Genomic DNA, 20,278 nt, shown 5'->3' with positions numbered 1-20,278 from the left:
TCATTCAAAGACAGATAAACGGAAAACAATCACCATGGCTATTACCGAAGTTCTCGTTCCTCAACTCTCCGAATCCATCTCCGAAGCCACCTTGCTCAACTGGAAAAAGCAGCCGGGCGAGGCCGTCGAAGTCGATGAGATCCTGATCGAGGTAGAAACCGACAAGGTCGTGCTCGAGGTGCCTGCGCCGGCAGGTGGCGTGCTTGCAGAAATCGTCAAGGGCGATGGCAGCACGGTGACGGCAGGCGAAGTCCTGGCCCGTATCGATACGGACGCCAAGGCGGCCGCTGCTGCGGCGCCTGCCAAAGCCGAAGAACCCGCACCTGCGTCGGTACCCGCTGCTGCCGCTGCACCGGCCGCCGCCAAGTCTTCCTCGGTGGCGTCTCCGGCCGCTGGCAAGATCCTCTCCGAAAAAGGCGTTGATCCTGCCTCTGTGCAAGGTTCAGGCCGCGATGGCCGTGTCACCAAGGGTGACGCGCTGGCTGCCTCAGCCAAGCCTGCCGCTGCTGGGCCGTCTGCCTCGTCTGCGCCGGTACCCGTCAACCTGGATGGCCGCACCGAGCAGCGCGTGCCCATGAGTCGTCTGCGTGCCCGTGTGGCCGAGCGTCTCATCCAGTCGCAATCCGAAAACGCCATCCTGACGACCTTCAACGAGGTCAATATGCAGGCCATCATGGATCTGCGTAAAAAGTACAAAGAGGTCTTCGAAAAAGAGCACGGCGTCAAGCTGGGCTTCACCTCCTTCTTTGTCAAGGCTGCTGTGGCTGCGCTCAAGCGCTATCCGGTGGTCAATGCCTCGGTCGATGGCAAAGACATCGTTTATCACGGCTATTTTGATATTGGCGTGGCCGTGGGCAGCCCCCGTGGCCTGGTGGTACCCATCTTGCGCAATGCCGATCAAATGTCGCTGGCCGACATCGAAAAGCAGATTGCTGATTTTGGTCGCCGGGCTCAGGATGGCAAGCTCACCCTCGACGAACTCACCGGCGGCACCTTCTCCATTTCCAACGGTGGTGTGTTTGGGTCGATGCTGTCTACACCCATTATCAATCCGCCCCAGTCGGCCATCCTGGGTATCCATGCCACCAAAGAGCGTCCGGTGGCCGAAAACGGCCAGGTTGTGATCCGTCCAATGAACTACCTGGCGCTGTCCTACGATCACCGCATCATTGATGGTCGCGAAGCGGTTCTGGCCCTGGTGGCCATGAAAGAAGCGCTCGAAGATCCCCAGCGTTTGCTGCTCAGCGTCTGATCGCTGCCAGCTGCGGCCTGCTGCCAAACCTGCAGTGGGCCTGTGGCCGGCCAGTAATGCCGGCATCCAGTGCTGGGCGCCCGCAGGGTCACGATTGATCCGGCGCACATATTGGGTGCCAACCGGATACCTGCTGCGGTATCCCCATTTTTCAAGAGATAAGCATGGCAAAACAATTTGATGTGATCGTGATCGGTGCCGGCCCTGGTGGCTATATTGCGTCCATCCGTGCGGCCCAACTGGGGTTGTCGGTGGCCTGCGTGGATGCGTGGTCTGACGCCGCGGGCAAGCCCGCGCCTGGTGGCACCTGCACCAATGTGGGCTGCATTCCCTCCAAGGCCTTGTTGCAGTCGTCCGAGCACTACGAACAGCTGAACCACCATTTCGCCGAGCATGGCATCACCGCCAAGGGCGTCAGCCTTGATCTCGCCAAGCTGGTGGGCCGCAAAGACACAGTGGTCAAGCAAAACAACGAAGGCATCCTTTATCTGTTTAAGAAGAACAAGGTGTCTTTCTTCCACGGTACGGGCTCTCTGGTAGCCAAAACCGATTTTGGCTGGTCTGTGAAGGTAGCGGGTAAAACCGAAGAAGACCTCGAAGGCCGTCATGTGGTGGTTGCAACAGGTTCCAACGCACGCGAGCTTCCCGGGCTTGCCTTCGACGAAGACCGCATCCTCTCCAATGATGGCGCCTTGCGTATCCCTGATATTCCCAAAAAACTGGGCATCATCGGTGCCGGTGTGATCGGGCTGGAGATGGGCAGTGTCTGGCGCCGCCTGGGCTCCGAAGTCACCATCCTCGAAGCCATGCCTGATTTCCTCGGTGCAGTCGATCGCGACGTGGCAAAAGAGGCCCAGAAGGCGCTTGCCAAACAAGGCCTGGCTATCCAGACAGGTGTGCGTATTGGCGAGGTCAAGACTTCAGCCAAGGGCGTCAATCTCCAGTACACCGACGCAGCAGGCGCCGAGCAAAAACTTGCGGTGGATCGTCTGATCGTATCCATCGGACGCGTGCCCAACACCAATGGCCTCGGTGCTGATACCGTTGGCCTGAAGCTGGATGAACGCGGTTTTGTGGTGGTAGACGAACACTGCCGCAGCAACCTCAGCAATGTCTGGGCAGTGGGCGATGTGGTGCGTGGGCCGATGCTGGCTCATAAAGCCGAAGAAGAAGGCGTAGCGGTTGCCGAGCGTATTGCCGGCCAGCATGGGCACGTCAATTTCGATACCATCCCTTGGGTTATTTACACCTCGCCCGAGGTTGCCTGGGTGGGCAAGACAGAACAGGCCCTGAAAGCCGACGGGCGCGAGTACAAGTCGGGCTCTTTCCCTTTCATGGCCAATGGCCGGGCACGTGCCTTGGGCGACACCACCGGGTTCGTCAAGATTCTGGCCGATGCCAAGACAGACGAAGTGCTGGGTGTACATATTGTGGGGCCCATGGCCTCCGAGCTGATCTCCGAAGCTGTCACCATCATGGAGTTCCGTGGTGCGGCCGAAGACATCGCACGGATCTGCCACGCGCATCCCACTTTGTCCGAAGCCGTGAAAGAAGCCGCATTGGCGGTAGACAAGCGTACGCTTAATCTGTAAGTTGCCCGATGGATGTCAGCGCGTATTACGCGCAGGCCCTGCACGAAAGGGGCTTCGTCGCTGACGAAGCCCAGCGTGCAGCGGTACAGCGCTTGCAGCAATATTATGACGACTGGATCGAGTTCAAGCATCAACGGTCCAGCCGAATCAAAAAGCTGTTTTTGCACCCCGCAGTGCCGCGCGGTGTGTACCTGTGGGGCGGGGTAGGCCGGGGCAAAAGCTTTTTGATGGACGCCTTTTACCTGACAGTGCCTGTCAAGCGTAAGGTGCGTCTGCATTTTCACGAGTTCATGCGTGGTGTGCACCGTGAAATCCAGGCAGTCAGTGGCGAACAAGATCCCCTGGATCACGTGGCCCGCAATATCGCCAAGCGCTATCGCCTGATTTGCTTCGACGAGTTTCATGTGTCGGATGTGGCAGATGCCATGATCCTGTACCGGCTGCTGTTGCGGCTGTTCGAGTACGGGACGTCATTTGTCATGACCTCCAACTACGAGCCTTCCACCCTATATCCCGATGGCTTGCACCGTGATCGCATTTTGCCGGCCATTGCACTGATTCAGCAGCAAATGGATGTGCTGAATGTAGACGCGGGTGTTGATTACCGCCGTCGGACGCTTGCCGAGCTACGCACCTATATCACGCCAATCGTTGCCGGCACACACGACGAGCTGCGCTCGGCCTTTGATCGTCTGGCGGATACGGCCGAACAAAAACCCGTGCTGCAGATTGAAAATCGCGAGATTCAGGCCGTGGCGCTGGCTGGCACAGTGGTATGGTTTGATTTCATGGCCTTGTGCGGCACCGCGCGTTCGCAAAACGATTATCTGGATCTGGCTGATCGCTTTCAGACGATTATTGTGTCGGATGTCCCGTGCATGGCGCCCAGGCAGGCCTCCGAGGCCCGACGTTTTACCTGGTTGGTGGATGTTTTGTACGACCACAAAGTGAAGCTGATCCTGTCGGCGCAATGCCCGCCGGATGCACTGTACACAGAAGGGCCAATGTCCAACGAATTCACCCGTACGGTGTCGCGCCTGATGGAAATGCAGTCTCACGAATATCTGGCAGAAGTCCGGCGCGCGGCTGTCGTGCTGTAACGGGCAAGTGGCGCCCGCGATGCACCGGCGTGCCGACATCGCGCTGCGGTACGATTGGGCATTCTTTTCTTGAAATTGATCAGGCACATGCAGAACACCTCCGCAACACCGCAGTCCGCTCGCCGGGTGCTTACCGGTATTACAACGTCTGGTACGCCCCATCTGGGCAATTATGCGGGCGCCATCCGGCCTGCTATTCAGTCCAGCACCGAGCCTGACGTCGACGCCTTTTTCTTTCTTGCCGATTTTCACGCGCTGATCAAATGTGCGGATCCTGCCCGGGTGGCCCGCTCGCGCATGGAGATTGCAGCCACCTGGCTGGCGGGAGGGCTGGATACCGAGCGTGTCACGTTTTATCGACAGTCGGATGTGCCTGAAATTCCCGAACTCTGCTGGATGCTGACCTGCGTGACGGCCAAGGGCTTGATGAACCGTGCGCATGCCTACAAGGCCTCGGTGGATGCCAATCAGCTCAAAGGCGAAGACTCCGACGACGGGGTGACGATGGGGCTGTTTTCGTATCCGGTGCTGATGGCGGCCGATATCCTGATGTTCAATGCCCATCGGGTGCCGGTGGGACGAGACCAGATCCAGCACCTGGAAATGACGCGGGATATTGCCCAGCGCTTTAATCATCTGTACGGCGGTGGCCAGGATCTTTTTGTTTTGCCCGAAGTGCAGATTGATGAAGAGGTGGCTACCTTGCCGGGCCTGGATGGCCGCAAGATGTCCAAAAGCTATAACAATACGATCCCGCTTTTTGAGGGCGGAGCCAAGGCCCTTAAATCGGCCATTGCTCAGATCGTCACCGACTCCCGCCTGCCGGGCGAGCCCAAGGATGCCGACGCCTCTCACCTGTTTACCCTGTATCGGGCATTCGCCAGTGCATCCCAAGCGGCGTCTTTCAAGACAGCCCTTGAGGGCGGCTTGGGCTGGGGCGAAGCCAAACAGGCGCTTTACGAACAAATCGAGGCGCAAATCGGCCCGATGCGTGAACCTTATGCAGAGTTGATGGCGCATCCCGGGCACATCGAAGACATTTTGCAGGCGGGTGCACGAAAGGCCCGCGGGATTGCGGTGCCGTTCATGAATCGCCTGCGCGAGGCCGTGGGTTTGCGACAAGCCGCACCCGTGGCGGGTAAAAAGGCCGGTGGCGTGAAGGCCGCCAAGGCCCGCCTGGTGTCGTTTCGAGACGAAGACGGGCGGTTCCGCCAGCGCCTGTTTGCGGCTGATGGCACCGAGCTTTTGTTATCCGAAGCCTTCGACGACCCCAAGCTGCTGAACCAGGTCAGCCGGGGGCTGGCTGGGGCAGATCTGCCCATGTTTCCTGTGGATGCCCAGGGGTATGTCGTGCTGGGATCCAGCGAGCATTGCTGGGCACGTGTCCCCGCAGATCAATTAGCCAACGTCCGGGCTGCCTTGCGCCAGATCTGAGGCCTGCCGGATCAGCCACTCACGAAACTGCACTAAAGCGGGCAAATCAGTTTTGCTTTCGGGCACGATCAGATGAAACGCCCGCTTGCCTGGGCCCGAGTGTGTGTTCAGGATATGAAGGTCGCCGCCAGCGAGCTCTTGCTGGATCAGAAATGGCGGGATCAGCGCAACGCCCAGGCCATCGGTTGCCGCCTGTGACAACATCGAAAACAGCTCCAGGCGCATCCCCGCCATGGCCGTGGGCATATGGATGCCTGCTGAAGAAAACCAGTCGCGCCAGGCCGTAGGGCGGGTACTTTGCTGCAGCAAGGGCAGGGCGGCGATGGCTGTGGCGTCAAGGGGGCCGCTGGCCAGTGCCGGGCTGCACACAGGCAGCGGGTTTTCATGCATCAGGAAATACGCCTGTGTGCCCGGCCAGGCGGGGTCGCCCGAGTAAATAGCGGCGTCGAAGTCGGTTTCGTCAAACAAAAATGGGCGTGTGCGGGTAACCATGTTTACCTGCAGGCTGGTTGCGATGTCGTGGCTTTGGGCCAGGCGGGGCAATAACCACCGTGTGGCAAAGGTAGGGACTGTGGCCAGTTCGACCACGCCGCCGGTTTGGTGCGCCATGATGGCCAGGGTATCGCGCTCGATTGCGTCCAGCCTGCGCCGGATCACTCGGGCATAGCGTGCGCCTGCGTCTGTCAGGCGTACGCCGCGCCGGATCCGGTAGAACAGAGGTACCCCCACAAAGCTTTCCAGTGAGGCAATCTGACGACAGATGGCACCCTGGGTGAGGGAGAGCTCTTGGGCCGCGTGCGTAAAACTTTGATGCCGGGCCGCGGCCTCGAATGCCTGCAGGGTGCTGGTGTTGGGTAGGCGCTTGCGCATCGATATCCAAAGATCGGACTAAGAAGTGAGAATACCTCACAGGTTATTCAAATTATATGGCTTGATTCGCAATAAGCATGTCGGTAGGATGCAAAATCATCACTTGATCTTTCAGGAGCCCTCGCATGTCTTCGTCTCGCCCGCAATTTCAATGGCTTGATCCTCTCTTGCTGGACCAGCAGCTGACCGATACCGAACGTATGGTACGTGATGCCGCCCGGGCCTATTGTCAGGATCAGTTGCTGCCTCGGGTGCAAGAGGCCTTTCGCCACGAAAAAGCCGATGTCGGTATCTTTCGCGAAATGGGCGAACTGGGCCTGCTGGGCGCAACCATCTCCGAAGAATTCGGTGGTGCGGGGCTCAATTACGTGAGCTATGGCCTGATTGCCCGTGAGGTCGAGCGCGTCGATTCCGGCTATCGCTCGATGATGAGTGTGCAAAGCTCACTGGTGATGGTGCCCATCAATGCATTTGGCACACAGGCACAAAAAGAAAAATATCTGCCGGGCCTGGCCAGTGGCAAATCCATTGGCTGTTTTGGTCTCACTGAGCCCGATCACGGATCTGATCCGGGCTCCATGGTCACGCGGGCTAAAAAAGTAGCTGGTGGCTATCAACTGTCGGGCGCCAAGACCTGGATTACCAACAGTCCGATTGCCGATGTCTTTGTGGTGTGGGCCAAGGACGATGCTGGGGATATTCGCGGCTTTATTCTTGAGAAAGGCTGGAAAGGCCTGTCTGCCCCCGCTATCCATGGCAAGGTGGGGCTGCGGGCCTCGATTACCGGCGAGATTGTGCTGGACGAAGTCTTTGTGCCCGAAGAAAACGCGTTTCCAGAGGTTCGTGGCCTCAAAGGGCCATTTACCTGCTTGAATTCCGCTCGTTTCGGGATTGCCTGGGGAGCCCTGGGTGCCGCCGAGGCCTGCTACGAAACCGCACGCCAGTATGTGCTTGATCGCAAGCAGTTTGGGCGGCCTCTGGCTGCCAATCAGCTGATCCAGAAAAAACTGGCGGACATGCTCACGGAAATTACCTTGGGGTTGCAATCCGTGCTGCGGGTGGGCCGCCTGAAAGACGAAGGCCAGGCACCCGTCGAGATCACGTCCATCATCAAGCGCAATTCTTGTGGCAAGGCGCTGGACATTGCCCGCACTGCGCGCGACATGCTGGGTGGTAACGGGATCTCCGACGAGTTCTGCATCGCCCGTCATCTGGTCAACCTTGAGGTCGTCAATACTTACGAAGGCACCCACGATGTCCATGCCCTGATTCTTGGACGGGCCATCACCGGTATTGCGGCATTTGCCAACTGAGTCCGTCATGACGCATAGCGATACAGCGGTTGCAGCAGGTGCTCCGGCGGGGGCCTTGTCGGGAATTCGGGTGCTGGATTTGTCCCGGGTGCTGGCTGGGCCGTGGGCCACCCAGATTTTGGGTGATTTGGGCGCTGATGTCATCAAGATCGAGCGGCCAGGGCAGGGGGATGATACCCGTGGCTGGGGCCCACCCTGGATGCCGGACGAAAGCGGCCAGGCTTCTCGCGTAGCGGCTTACTATTTGTGCGCCAATCGCAACAAGCGCTCGGTTACCGTGGATATGGCAGCCGAAAAAGGCCAGGCCTTGATTCGCCAGTTGGTGAGTCAGTCGGACGTGCTGGTTGAAAACTTCAAGGTGGGTGGCCTGGCCCGCTACGGGCTGGATTACGCCAGCGTGCATGCGCTTAATCCGCGCCTGGTGTATTGCTCGATTACGGGGTTTGGCCAAACCGGCCCCTATGCGCCACGTGCCGGCTACGACTTTTTGATACAAGGGCTGGGTGGCCTGATGAGTGTCACCGGGCAGCCGGATACCCAGCCGGGTGGCGGGCCGGTAAAGGTAGGGGTGGCGCTTACCGACATCCTGACAGGCCTGTATGCGGCCAATGCCATCCAGGCGGCCCTGGCAGCCCGCGCCACCACCGGCCAGGGCCAGCACATTGATATGGCCTTGCTGGATGTGCAAGTGGCCTGCCTAGCCAATCAGGCCATGAACTATCTGGCCACTGGCATAAGCCCCGGCCGCATGGGCAATGCACACCCCAGTATTGTGCCGTATCAGGATTTCCCCACTGCAGATGGCTACATGATCTTGGCCATTGGCAACGATGGGCAATTTATCCGGTTCTGCGAGGAAGCCGGGCAACCGGATCTGGCCAGCGATCAGCGCTTTGCCACCAACCGCGCCCGTGTCGAACACCGGGATGAACTCATTCCCATCCTGCGGCATATCACCACGGCGCGCACCACCGCCCAGTGGGTGCAGGCACTCGAGTCCCGTGCGGTGCCCTGTGGGCCCATCAATGCGATGGCACAGGTCTTCGAAGATCCGCAGGTGAAGGCCAGGGCGTTAAAAATTGATATGGCACACCCCGAAGCCGGGTCGGTGCCGCTGGTGGCCAGCCCCATCCGCTTGTCGGATACACCGGTAGACTACCGCCTGCCGCCTCCTGGCCTGGGGGCTCACACGGCCGAGGTGCTGTCTCAGGTGCTGGGCCTGGAAACTCCGGAGATTGACCGCTTGCGGACAGATGGCGTGATCTGACCCGCCAAACTGTTTTTTGGCGTTGCCAGAATATGTTCATCTCTGGTCAATATTGAGCTGCGTATCCTGACCTCATCACTGCTATCGGGCAGTGGCAAGGACAGGAGCATGCAGCATGCAAGCAAAACATCATTTGGGTGTTTACGCCCTGACAGCCGCTACGTTGGCTGTCCCTACACTGGCGCATAGCCGCACAGTGGATCTCTCGGCAACACTGCAGCGTTATGGGGGAGACGGTGCATATTTGGCGGTCTACCTCACCAACCCTACGGGTGCTTATGCAGGTACCTTATGGGTGGCCGGAGGCAAGGCCAAGTATTACAAGCATCTTTCCAATTGGCAGCGCCTGTCTGCCAGTGATGCCACCCGGCTGGATGGCGTCACTGGGGCAAGTGTCGGCGAGGGCCGCTCCCTGAAGATCAGTGCCGATCTGGCCGATGCCCTGTTCGATGCGGGCTATGAAATTCACATTGATGCAGCCGTGGAAGACCTGCGGGATAGTCCCTCGGATGTGCGCGTGCCTTTGCGCAGTGAGGGTATGTCCACCAGTGGGCCGGGCCGTCAATACGTGAAATCGGTGTCTTATCAGGTGCGGTGAGCCAGATGAATGCGCGAAAGATCCATCGGGTGCTGGGGCTGTGGCCGGGTGCCCTGTTATTGATGCTTGGCCTGACTGGTGCAATGTTGGCTTTCTTCCCGGTCAAGGACGCCTGGGTGGCGCCATCGTATGACCAGCAGGCTTCGGTGGCCGGGTTGGTGCAGCGTGCGCAGTCCGATATTCCGGGGTTGGAAGCGCTCCGGCGTCAGCCGGCAGGGGCCGTCCTGGCGTATTCCTTTGATGCTGCGGGATCCCATGCCCAGCAGTTGGATCCCACAACCGGAAATGTACTGGGAGCGTATCAGGCCTCCAATACCGAGCGCTGGTTGCGCAATTTGCACCGCTCGCTACTCCTTGGAGATGCGGGGCGGCTGGTTACTGCATTTGCCGCTTTTGCCTTGCTGGCATTGTCTGTGTCGGGTTCAGTGTTGCTGGTGCGTCAGCTTGGCGGCTGGCGACATGTCCTTGGCAGGGTGCGCGGCACGGGCGTTCACCGGCTCCACACCTGGACTGGCCGTGTGCTGGTGGTTGGCTTGTTGCTGTCGTCTGCCACGGCTTTGTGGATGAGCGCAACCAGCTTTGGCCTTTTTTCAGCCGATGCGCCACCGCTTCCTGAGGTGCAGTCTGCCCGGGTAGATAGGCCGGATCTTCCTGCTGGGCGTATTCCGTTTCTGCAGACTCTGCCAGTCGGTCAGTTGCGCTCGCTGGAGCTGCCCGAGCCAGGGGTGCCTGAGGATGTCTGGACGGTACGTACTTCCGAGGGTGAAGGTGCGATTGATCGCAAGACAGGTGTGATGCTTGCCTGGTCTTCTTACGGTGTTCTACAGCAACTGAACGATTGGATATACACCCTGCACACGGGCAAGGGCGGGTGGGGCTGGGCAATGGTACTGGCTTTGCTGGGCCTGTCGATGCCCATGTTTTGGATATCAGGCATGCTCGTCCGCGCGCAGCACCGTAGCCTGATACCCACGATATCTGCCAATACAGCAGTCAGTCAGGCTGACATGCTGATTTTTGTGGCCAGTGAAACCGGTTCCACCTGGGGGTTTGCGCAGGCGCTGCACAATGCCTTGGTGCAGCGCGGACACAAAGTGCATACCGCGCCTCTGGCAGCTTTTGATGTTCCGCCTTCTGCCCGGCATGTGTTTGTGTTCGCGGCCACCTATGGTGACGGCCAGGCCCCCGCGCCTGCAGCGCATGCACTGAATAAGATTCGGGCACTGCCAGCCGGTCAGGCGTCGGTGACGGTGTTGGGGTTCGGTGATCGCCAGTTTCCCCGTTTTTGTGCCTATGCGCGTGCCATTGAAGAGTCTTTGAGAACTCGGGGATGGCGTGGCTTGCTTCCTTTTGAGGCGATTCATCAGCAAAACGTGCAGGCGTTTGAGCGCTGGGTCAAGGCCTTGTCCGATGCTTTGGCCGATCCGCTAGTCCTGAAAATGGTTGCCCGGGTACCGGCGACCCATCCGCTTACGGTACTGGAGCGCACAGATTATTCCGATGAGGCGACGGGGGCCGTTGTTATCCTGCGGCTGGGTTGGCCCAAGGTGCACCTCACAGACAGGTTGCGCGGGCGTGGCATGCCTGCGTTTCAGGCTGGAGACCTTCTGGGTGTTGTGTCCGATACGGTTCAGGTGCCCCGGTATTATTCGCTGGCTTCAGGCCGTCCGGATGGTTTTGTGGAGATCTGTGTCAGAAAAGTACCGGGTGGCCAGTGTTCAGAATATCTGCATACTTTGCAGCCTGGCGATTGTTTACAGGCATTTGTGAAGCAGAACCCGGGGTTTACGCTGGCCGCCGAAGCCCGGCCCGTGATCTTGATTGGCGCGGGCACCGGCATTGCACCTTTGGCGGGATTTATCCGGAGCAATTCCCAGCATGCACCCATGTTTTTGTATTTTGGTGGGCGAGACCCTGAAAAAGACTTTTTATTTGCCTCGTCGCTGCAACGCTGGCTTAGCAAAGGCCATCTCACTGGCCTAAAAACAGCTTTTTCGCGTGTGGGAAACGGTAGCTATGTGCAGGATGCCTTGCGCCGGGATGCGGCGCGGCTGCAGGATTTGGTGTCACAAGGGGCGGTGTTGCGAGTGTGTGGCAGCCACTTGATGGCGCAGGGTGTACGCGATGCGCTCGATGACATCCTTAAACCCTTGGGGCTTTGTGTGGATAATTTGCGTGTTGGAGCCCGTTATGCCGAAGATGTCTTTTGATATGGACCAGCCGCATACATTGGGCCGAGCCACAGATGTGCTGGTCGAGCATAGCCTGAGTGGTGCGACGATGGGTACCCGCTGGGCAGCCCGCTACCAGCCGGTGCCGGGTCTGGATGGTGTCCTGCTTGAACGGGATCTGCAGCACGCGGTCGATCAGGTAGACAATCAGATGTCTACCTGGAAGCCAGACAGTGATCTCATGCGTCTGAATCGCGCCGCACCGGGCCAGTGGGTTGATTTGCCCCCCGAACTCATGTGTGTGCTGGCCTGCGCGCTGGACGTGGGCCGGCAAAGCAATGGTGCGTTTGATATCGCGGTGGGGGGCCTGGTAGAAGCCTGGGGGTTTGGTGCGTCGCGCACGCAGCCCGATGCTGAAGCCATCCGGCGGGCGACACTTGGTTTCCGGGCGGCTCATGTGTCTCTCGAACTGGACGTTGCTGCTGGCCGGGCTCGCAAAACGCATCCGCTTACTCTGGATTTATGTGGGATCGCCAAGGGCTACGGAGTAGACAAAATGATGGCTGTGATGCGCCAGCATGGCGTGGCCAGGGCCTTGCTGTCGCTCGATGGTGAGTTGTGTGCCTTGTCTGGTCACGCGGACGGCAGGCCTTGGGCTGTGGCGCTTGAGCGCCCCCAGGCGGGCATCCGCGCTGCGCACGGCGTGATACAGCTCGAAAATATCGCCGTTGCCACGTCGGGTGATTACCGCCATCGGATTCATTTCGAGCCGGGGCAGTGGGTGTCTCACACCATGGATGGACGTGCGCGCCGGCCTGCAGACCACGCAGTGGCATCTGTTACCGTCCTGGCGCCGGATTGCATGCGGGCGGATGCCTGGGCCAGTGCGCTGCTGGTGTTGGGCGCCCACGAGGGGCCTGCCATGGCCCAGCGCATCGGGCTCGATGCGCTGTTCCTGATGCGCCGCCCGTTGGCTTTGCCCGAGGGCGTGGACGACATCCTGGTGGTGCGCGACGCCCTGCAGCAGGGTGTCGTCACCCGGGCCCTGAGCACCTATTACCTGGAACGCGCACGCGCCCGTTCTGGCTTGTTGCTGGGTTATGCCGGAGTCAGTCCGGAAGAAATCCGGCCCGCTTTCGACACACTGGCACGCGTGATCAACACTTATCTTTGACTTTGCCCAAAAGGGGTTTTGCCATGAATGCACCCGATAGCTTGGCTCACAGCGATGTAGCCTACCAATTCCACTCTTATACCAACGCCCAGCGTCTGCGCGAAGAAGGCCCTTGCATCATGGCGCAGGGTGAAGGTATTTACGTCCGTGATACTGAAGGCAAGCAGTATATCGAGGGCATGGCGGGGCTCTGGAGCGTCGCGGTGGGCTTTAGCGAGCCCCGATTGGCACAGGCAGCATACCGCCAGATGCAAAATCTGCCCTTCTATCACACCTTCAGCCAGAAGTCCAACGTCCCGTCAATCGAGCTGGCAGAGAAGCTGATCGGCCTGACAGATGGATCCATGGCCCAGGCCTTCTTCACCAATTCGGGGTCTGAGGCCAACGACACCATCGTCAAGATGGTCTGGTACTACAACAACGCCCTTGGTCGGCCGGAGAAAAAGAAAATTATTGCCCGTCATCGCGGGTATCACGGCGTCACGGTCGCCTCCGCCAGTCTGACGGGACTGGCGGGCAATCACCGCAGTTTCGATCTGCCTCTGCCTCAGATGCGTCATGTGCGTTGCCCGCATCTGTACCGCGAGGGCCTGCCAGGCGAGACTGAGGCGGCCTTTGGTGATCGTCTGGCGGCCGAACTTGAAGCCCTGATTCTGGCAGAAGGCTCCGATACGGTGGCAGCCTTCATCGGCGAGCCGATCATGGGGGCAGGCGGGGTGATTGTCCCGCCACATGCGTATTGGCCAAAAATGCAGGCGGTCTGTCGCAAATACGATGTGCTGGTGATCGCGGACGAGGTGATCACCGGCTTCGGGCGCACGGGCCATTTGTTCGCGTCGGGGCTGTTCGGCATCGAGCCCGACTTCATGACGCTGTCCAAGCAGCTCACATCGTCCTATATGCCGCTGGCCGCAGTGCTGATGAACAAGCGGGTGGCCGATGTGCTTGTTCGCCATAGTGGTGAGTTGGGTACGTTTGGCCATGGCTATACGGCCAGCGGGCATCCGGTAGCCGCCGCCGTCGCGCTCGAAAATATCCGCATCATCGAAGAACGGGGCTTGGTAGGCAATGCCGCGGTGTCGGGTGCCGTGCTTCAGCGCCGCTTGCATGCACTGGCGGACCATCCGCTGGTGGGTGAGGTTCGCGGCGTGGGGCTGATTGCTGCGGTTGAGCTGGTGGCCGACAAGGTTGGTCATACGCCCTTCGATCCAGTTGGCGAGGTGGGGGCGCTGCTGGTACGCCAGGCACAGGGCAATGGTCTGATTCTGCGGGGTATCCAGGACAGCCTGGCGTTCTGCCCACCCCTGATCATCACCGAGGCTCAGGTCAATACGCTTGCGGATCGTTTCGAGCAATCGCTTGATGAGGTGACGCGTGCGCTGTAGGCACGAGGCGCCGTTTGACTTATCGCGCAAGGCAATCCGCCTTGTGCTGACATTACCAAGGAGACATAGATGTTGAAATTAAGCGAGCCTGGTTTATTGCGCCAGCAGTGCTACATCAATGGGCAGTGGCGAGATGCTGCTGACGGGCGCACCGATCCGGTACATAATCCGGCCACCGGCGAGCTTCTGGGGGCTGTACCCGTGATGGGCGCCACCGAAACTCGCCAGGCCATCGACGCCGCCCAGAGCGCCTGGGGTGCCTGGCGGGCACTGAGCGCGCAGCACCGTGCCACGATTCTGCGGGCCTGGTATCAGCTGATGCTGGATCATGCGGAAGATCTGGCCTGCATCATGACAGCCGAGCAAGGCAAGCCGCTGGCGGAATCTCGTGGCGAGGTCGCTTACGGCGCCGGCTATTTCGAGTGGTACGCGGAAGAAGGGAAACGCGCCTATGGCGAAGTCATCCCGGGGCCCGCCAATGACCGTCGGGTGGTTGTGTTGCGTGAACCCATTGGTGTCTGTGCCGCGATCACCCCCTGGAACTTCCCCTCATCGATGATTACCCGCAAGGCGGCGGCTGCGCTGGCGGCGGGCTGCCCGATAGTCGTCAAGCCTGCACCCGAGACGCCATTTTCGGCGCTGGCATTGGCTGTGCTGGCCGAACAAGCGGGTGTTCCTCCCGGTGTGTTTTCCGTGATCACGGGGGATGCACCGGCCATCGGTGGTGAAATGACCTCCAATCCTGTCGTGCGCAAGCTCAGTTTCACCGGGTCTACCGAAGTGGGCCGCTTGCTGTATGCCCAAAGCGCGCCGACGATCAAGAAGCTCTCGCTCGAATTGGGAGGTAATGCGCCGTTCATCGTGTTCGACGATGCCGATCTGGATGCTGCTGTCGAGGGCGCGATGATCTGTAAATATCGCAATACCGGACAGACCTGCGTGTGTGCCAATCGTCTGTATATCCAGGATGCGGTCTACGATGAATTCGCTCGGCGCCTGGCGCTCAAGGTGGCCGAATTAAAGGTTGGCAATGGGATGGACGATGGGGTCAACCAAGGGCCGCTGATCGATGAGGCGGCCCTGAGCAAGGTGCGCAACCATGTCGACGATGCGGTGAGCAAGGGCGCACGTGTCCTGGCGGGGGGCAGCTCCCATAGCCTGGGTGGCACATACTTCCAGCCGACCATCCTGACCGAGGTCACATCCGATATGAAAGTCGCCACCGAAGAAACTTTCGGCCCAGTTGCGCCTTTGTTCCGTTTCAAGGATGACGCTGAAGTCATCCGCATGGCCAATGCCACCGAATATGGTCTGGCGGCGTATTTCTACAGCCGCGATATCGGCCGTATCTGGCGGGTCGCCGAGGCGCTGGAATACGGGATGGTGGGTATCAATGCCGGGGTCGTGTCCAATCCCGCCGCCCCGTTTGGTGGAGTCAAGCAATCTGGTCTGGGCCGCGAGGGTTCACGTCATGGTCTGGATGACTACCTGGTCATCAAGTACCTGTGCATGGGCGGAATCTGATTCCGTTCCGAGGCTGGCTGGCCACAACGCACTAGGGTTTGCCTCGCAACCGGGCGAAGGCCTCCGCGATTGCCCCCTGGGGCGCTGTGGCCGACCGCTCGGCCTTTTGGGGGCGGCCGGCGCCAGGCCGGCCAGCGGCGCGGCCTGGGCCGGCCTTGCCGGGGTGGCTGATCCCACGCTGTTCCGGATCATCTTTGCGCATGCTCAGTGCAATCCGCTTGCGTGCGACGTCCACTTCCAGCACTCTAACCTGCACGGTCTGGCCGACACGCACGACATCACGGGGGTCTTTCACAAATTTGTCGGCCAGGGCAGAGACGTGCACCAGGCCATCCTGATGCACGCCGATGTCTACAAATGCCCCAAAATTGGCCACGTTGCTGACCACGCCTTCGAGCGTCATGCCCGGCAGCAGATCCTTGATGTCGTGGATGCCTTCCTTGAAGTGTGCTGTCTGGAATGCCGGGCGCGGATCACGGCCTGGTTTTTCCAGTTCGGCAAAAATATCGCGGACGGTGGGCAGGCCGAATTGTTCGCTAGTGAAATCAGCCGGAGACAAACCCTTGAGTGATTGTGCCTGACCCATCAGCTCGGAGACCGGTTTACCGGCCTTAAGCACGATCTGCTCGACCACCGGGTAGGCTTCGGGGTGCACAGCCGAGGCATCCAGCGGATTGTCCGACCCGGGGATGCGTAAAAAGCCAGCGGCCTGCTCGAATGCCTTGTCGCCAAAGCGGGGAACTTCACGCAAGGCCTGCCGGTTGCTGAATGCGCCATGGGTTTCACGCCACTGGACAATATTGCGTGCCAGGCCAGAATTCAGGCCTGATACCCGTGTCAACAACGGGGCAGAGGCGGTGTTGACATCCACGCCCACCGCATTCACGCAGTCTTCAACCACAGCATCCAGCGAGTGAGCCAATGCGCGCTGATTGACGTCGTGCTGGTATTGGCCTACTCCGATGGCCTTGGGCTCGATTTTTACCAGTTCAGCCAAGGGATCTTGCAGGCGGCGGGCAATCGATACAGCGCCTCGCAGGCTGACGTCCAGTTCGGGAAACTCGTGCGCCGCCAGTTCGGAGGCCGAATACACCGACGCACCTGCTTCGGAGACCACCACACGGTCAAAAGAAAGCTCGGGGTGGCGCTCCAGCAAGGTGGCCACCAGCCGCTCGGTCTCGCGTGAGGCCGTGCCATTGCCGATGGCGATCAAAGGGATCTGATGGCGGCGGATCAGCGTTGCCAGTGTGTTCAGGCTGCCCTCGACATCCCGGCGCGGCTCAAACGGATAGATGGTAGCGGTATCCAGCAGCTTGCCGGTGCTGTCGATGAGGGCTACCTTCACGCCGGTACGGATGCCGGGATCCAGGCCCAGCACCGCCTTGGGGCCGGCCGGTGCGGCCAGCAGCAGGTCTTTCAGATTGGCTGCAAAGACTCGAATGGCCTCGGCTTCTGCCGCTTCTCTTAGCTGCCCGATCAGTTCTGCTTCAAAGGTGGTCAGCAGTTTGACCCGCCACGTCCAGCGGCAGACTTCGGCCAGCCAGTGCTCGCGCGCAGTGGCCCGGGTATCGAAGCGGGCGTCCAGCGCCAGCAACTCGGCGATGCGTACCACGCAGGGGTGGGGTACCAGGGCATCGCGTTCGGGATCCAGCCCCAGATGCAGATCCAGCACGCCTTGCTGGCGTCCGCGCAGCAAGGCCAGGATCCGGTGCGAGGGTAGGGTGCGCAGGGTTTCACTGAAATCAAACCAGTCGCGAAATTTTTCACCTTCCTGCTCTTTGCCGGCCACCACCTTGGCGTACAGCCGGCCGGTGTTCCAGAGTTCCGCGCGCAGGGCCTCCAGCACCACGGCCTGCTCGGCAAAACGCTCGGCAAGGATATCCCGGGCGCCATTCAGGGTGGCTTTGATGTCTGCAAACCCTGCGTCTGCGTTGATAAATGCGGCTGCTGCCGTTTCAGGGTCTGCGTCGGCGGTAACCAGCAGCTGTTCTGCCAAGGGTTCCAGCCCTGCTTCGCGGGCGATCTGTGCCCGTGTCCTGCGTTTGGGTTTATAGGGGGCGTACAGGTCTTCCAGTCGCTGCTTGCTGTCGGCAGCCAGAATTGCGTCGTGCAATGCCGGGTCCAGCTTGCCTTGCTGCTCGATGGACTGCAGGATGGACAGCCGGCGGCTTTCAAGCTCGCGGATATACAGCAGGCGCACTTCAAGCTGGCGCAATACGGTGTCATCCAGCCCGCCGGTGGCTTCTTTACGATAACGAGCAATAAAGGGCACCGTGGCCCCGGCGTCCAGCAGGTCAACCGCAGCGGCCACCTGTGCGGGGCGGGCGCCCAGCTCTGCGGTCAGCAGACGCAAAATGCGGGCAGGGTCGACTTGGTCGGTAGAGGGAAGGGCAGCAGTGGACATCCGGACGTCCTAAAATAAAGGCTATCAAGCGGCGCATTTTGCCATACTGTGGCATAAACCCCGAATCCCTCCAGCGTATCATTGGACCAACGGTTCCTTGTATCACTGGCTTAACGCCTGTTCTCCTCGCTCATGTCCTCCCCAGATCTTTCAAAGGTATTTGGCCCGGATGGCCCCCTGGCCAGTCAATTGCCAGCCTACACGCCGCGCCCGGCGCAGTTGGCCCTGTCCGACGCCATCCAGACAACCCTCGAGGCGGGCGACGTACTGATCGCAGAAGCCGGCACCGGAACCGGTAAAACCTGGGCATATTTGGTGCCCGCGTTCCTGTCGGGGGATAAGGTGCTGGTGTCCACCGGTACCCGGACACTGCAGGATCAGCTGTTTCGCCGGGATATTCCGCGCTTGCGGGCCGCTTTGTCGATGTCGGTGGATGTGGCTTTGCTCAAGGGGCGCAGCAATTATGTTTGTCACTACCATCTCGAGCGTCTCGAACAGGATGATCGCGGGTTGAAATCCCGGGATGAAATCGGCTTGCTACGGCAAATCCGCCAGTTTGCGCAGGTAACAGACACTGGCGACAAAGCGGATTTGCCTGCTGTCCCGGAAACCGCCGACATCTGGAATCGCGTCACCTCCACCCGTGAAAACTGCCTGGGGCAAGACTGCCCGTTTGTGCGCGAGTGCTTTTTACTCAAGGCCCGGCGCCATGCCCAGGAAGCTGATGTGGTGGTAGTCAACCACGCTTTGTTTATGGCGGATCTGGCCCTGCGCGAAGAAGGCATCGCTGATCTCCTGCCTGAAACACGCCTGGTGGTATTTGACGAGGCCCATCAACTGCCAGAAACCGCTACCCGTTTTTTGGGTCAAAGTGTGTCCTTGCATCAAATTCTGGATTGCGCGCGGCAAACCGAGGCAGCCGGGCTGGCGCACGCCCGCGAGGCCATGCGCTGGTCTGAGCACTGCCAGGCGCTGGATGCGGCCGCCAAAGCGTTTCGTCTGATCAGTGCCCCTGTCAGCAAGATGCCGGGTAGCCGCGCCACCTTCGAGCAAATCCCAGATGCGGATGCATTTGATGCGGCCCTGCAAGATTTGGGCAAAGCGCTGGATGTGGTAACCGAAGCCCTGGGCACGCAAGAAGAGCGCCATCCGGATCTCGCCGCCGCAGCCCGGGTGGCACGCACCCTGCGGGCGCGCTTGCTGCAATGGACCCAGCCGGCACGTGGCGAGCCCGAGCCCGCGGATCATGCGGCCGTACGCTGGATTGAGCACAGCCTGCATTCGGTGCGCTTGCATCGGGCACCCTTGTCGGTGGCCCGTATTTTCTCTGGGTTTCGCAAGCCGCAACAGGCCTGGGTGTTAACGTCCGCCACCTTGTCGGTACGCGGCAATTTCAGCCACTTCCAGCACCAGCTGGGGCTGCATGATGCGCATACGGAACACTGGGAATCGCCTTTCGATTATCCGGCGCAAGGCTTGCTGTATGTGCCGCAAAACCTGCCATGGCCCAATGATCCCGGGTATATCGACGCATTTGCAAGATCCTTGCTTCCCCTGGTGGATGCATGCGCGGGTGGGGTGCTGGTGTTGTGCACCACCTTGCGGGCCGTCGATCGCGTTGCCGACTTTCTCCTGCGCGAGATGCTGTCGTCCGACCGGCCGGTGATGCGCCAGGGAGAGGCCACCCGTGGTGTGCTGCTGGAGCGGTTTCGCTCTGCCGGCAATGCCGTGCTGGTGGGTAGCACCAGCTTCTGGGAGGGTATTGATGTACCAGGAGACGCGCTTACCCTGGTGGCCATCGACAAATTGCCATTTGCTCCCCCGGATGATCCTGTGCTGGAGGCGCGTTTAAACGCTTGCCGAACTGAGGGTGGAAACCCCTTTATGGAATATCAGTTGCCGCAAGCGGCCTTGTTGCTGAAGCAGGGGGCAGGGCGCCTGATCCGGTCGGAGCTGGATTGGGGAGTGCTGATGGTGGGAGATGGCCGGCTGGTGGATAAGCCGTATGGCCGTCTGTTGTGGCAGGGCCTGCCACCGTTTGCCCGTACCCGGGACCCCTCCGTGGCCGCTGGTTTCATGGCCCGGCCACCTCTGTTAAGTAACGCCACAGTGTCCGCCGTGGGGGTACCCGACACTCCCACGGCGGACACGGCTACTGTGGGCGATTAAGCAAGGCTTATCGCCTATCGCCTGC

The 20,278-nt window shown here is 60.1% G+C and carries 14 protein-coding genes; 12 read left to right on the top strand and 2 right to left on the bottom strand.

Annotated elements, in window-relative coordinates; genetic code table 11:
* The first annotated feature begins 34 nt into the window (after positions 1-34).
* From odhB to ABS758_RS02550, 4 genes are all read left to right on the top strand, one after another.
* Positions 35-1,252 (top strand): 2-oxoglutarate dehydrogenase complex dihydrolipoyllysine-residue succinyltransferase, encoded by a 1,218-nt coding sequence (odhB, locus tag ABS758_RS02565; protein ID WP_350380682.1) that lies wholly within the window; start codon positions 35-37, stop codon positions 1,250-1,252.
* 164 nt (positions 1,253-1,416) lie between these two features.
* A complete protein-coding gene (gene lpdA, locus ABS758_RS02560; RefSeq protein WP_350380684.1) occupies positions 1,417-2,844 on the top strand; it encodes a dihydrolipoyl dehydrogenase in 1,428 nt (475 codons plus the stop codon).
* Positions 2,845-2,852: 8 nt separating this feature from the next.
* Positions 2,853-3,944, top strand: coding sequence for a cell division protein ZapE (gene zapE / locus ABS758_RS02555; protein ID WP_350380686.1), 1,092 nt, complete (start codon positions 2,853-2,855; stop codon positions 3,942-3,944).
* Between the two features lie 87 nt (positions 3,945-4,031).
* Positions 4,032-5,378, top strand: coding sequence for a tryptophan--tRNA ligase (locus tag ABS758_RS02550; RefSeq protein WP_350380688.1), 1,347 nt, complete (start codon positions 4,032-4,034; stop codon positions 5,376-5,378).
* Here ABS758_RS02550 and ABS758_RS02545 read toward each other — a convergent pair.
* Positions 5,343-6,248: a LysR substrate-binding domain-containing protein gene (locus ABS758_RS02545; protein ID WP_350380690.1), complete on the bottom strand. Its 906-nt coding sequence runs from the start codon at positions 6,246-6,248 to the stop codon at positions 5,343-5,345. The genes ABS758_RS02550 and ABS758_RS02545 overlap by 36 nt on opposite strands.
* 125 nt (positions 6,249-6,373) lie before the next feature.
* Here ABS758_RS02545 and ABS758_RS02540 point away from each other — a divergent pair, with 125 nt between their 5' ends.
* From ABS758_RS02540 to ABS758_RS02510, 7 genes are all read left to right on the top strand, one after another.
* A complete protein-coding gene (locus ABS758_RS02540) occupies positions 6,374-7,561 on the top strand; it encodes an acyl-CoA dehydrogenase (RefSeq protein ID WP_350380692.1) in 1,188 nt (395 codons plus the stop codon).
* A gap of 7 nt (positions 7,562-7,568) precedes the next feature.
* The gene (locus tag ABS758_RS02535; protein ID WP_350380694.1) at positions 7,569-8,828 is read left to right on the top strand and encodes a CaiB/BaiF CoA transferase family protein; all 1,260 of its coding nucleotides are present in this window, start codon (positions 7,569-7,571) and stop codon (positions 8,826-8,828) included.
* A 115-nt stretch (positions 8,829-8,943) separates the two neighbouring features.
* A complete protein-coding gene (locus tag ABS758_RS02530; protein ID WP_350380695.1) occupies positions 8,944-9,426 on the top strand; it encodes a DUF2271 domain-containing protein in 483 nt (160 codons plus the stop codon).
* 5 nt (positions 9,427-9,431) lie between these two features.
* The gene (locus ABS758_RS02525) at positions 9,432-11,636 is read left to right on the top strand and encodes a PepSY domain-containing protein (protein ID WP_350380697.1); all 2,205 of its coding nucleotides are present in this window, start codon (positions 9,432-9,434) and stop codon (positions 11,634-11,636) included.
* Positions 11,617-12,771 carry an FAD:protein FMN transferase gene (locus ABS758_RS02520; protein WP_350380698.1) on the top strand — a complete coding sequence of 385 codons (1,155 nt, stop codon included), beginning with the start codon at positions 11,617-11,619 and terminating at the stop codon, positions 12,769-12,771. The genes ABS758_RS02525 and ABS758_RS02520 overlap by 20 nt, the downstream gene beginning before the upstream one ends.
* Positions 12,772-12,794: 23 nt before the next feature.
* Positions 12,795-14,156: an aspartate aminotransferase family protein gene (locus ABS758_RS02515; RefSeq protein WP_350380699.1), complete on the top strand. Its 1,362-nt coding sequence runs from the start codon at positions 12,795-12,797 to the stop codon at positions 14,154-14,156.
* A gap of 69 nt (positions 14,157-14,225) precedes the next feature.
* Positions 14,226-15,680 carry an NAD-dependent succinate-semialdehyde dehydrogenase gene (locus ABS758_RS02510; RefSeq protein ID WP_350380700.1) on the top strand — a complete coding sequence of 485 codons (1,455 nt, stop codon included), beginning with the start codon at positions 14,226-14,228 and terminating at the stop codon, positions 15,678-15,680.
* Between the two features lie 31 nt (positions 15,681-15,711).
* Here the strand turns inward: ABS758_RS02510 and ABS758_RS02505 are convergent, their stop codons facing one another.
* Positions 15,712-18,084 carry a Tex family protein gene (locus tag ABS758_RS02505; protein WP_350380702.1) on the bottom strand — a complete coding sequence of 791 codons (2,373 nt, stop codon included), beginning with the start codon at positions 18,082-18,084 and terminating at the stop codon, positions 15,712-15,714.
* A 132-nt stretch (positions 18,085-18,216) separates the two neighbouring features.
* Here ABS758_RS02505 and yoaA point away from each other — a divergent pair, with 132 nt between their 5' ends.
* Positions 18,217-20,253 (top strand): DNA repair helicase YoaA, encoded by a 2,037-nt coding sequence (gene yoaA, locus ABS758_RS02500; protein ID WP_350380704.1) that lies wholly within the window; start codon positions 18,217-18,219, stop codon positions 20,251-20,253.
* Positions 20,254-20,278 lie beyond the last annotated feature (25 nt).

The sequence above is a fragment of the Castellaniella sp. FW104-7C03 genome (assembly GCF_040276085.1).
GTDB lineage: Bacteria > Pseudomonadota > Gammaproteobacteria > Burkholderiales > Burkholderiaceae_B > Castellaniella.
Note: the sequence above shows the minus strand (reverse complement) of the source record. Positions and strands in the feature narration are given on the sequence as shown.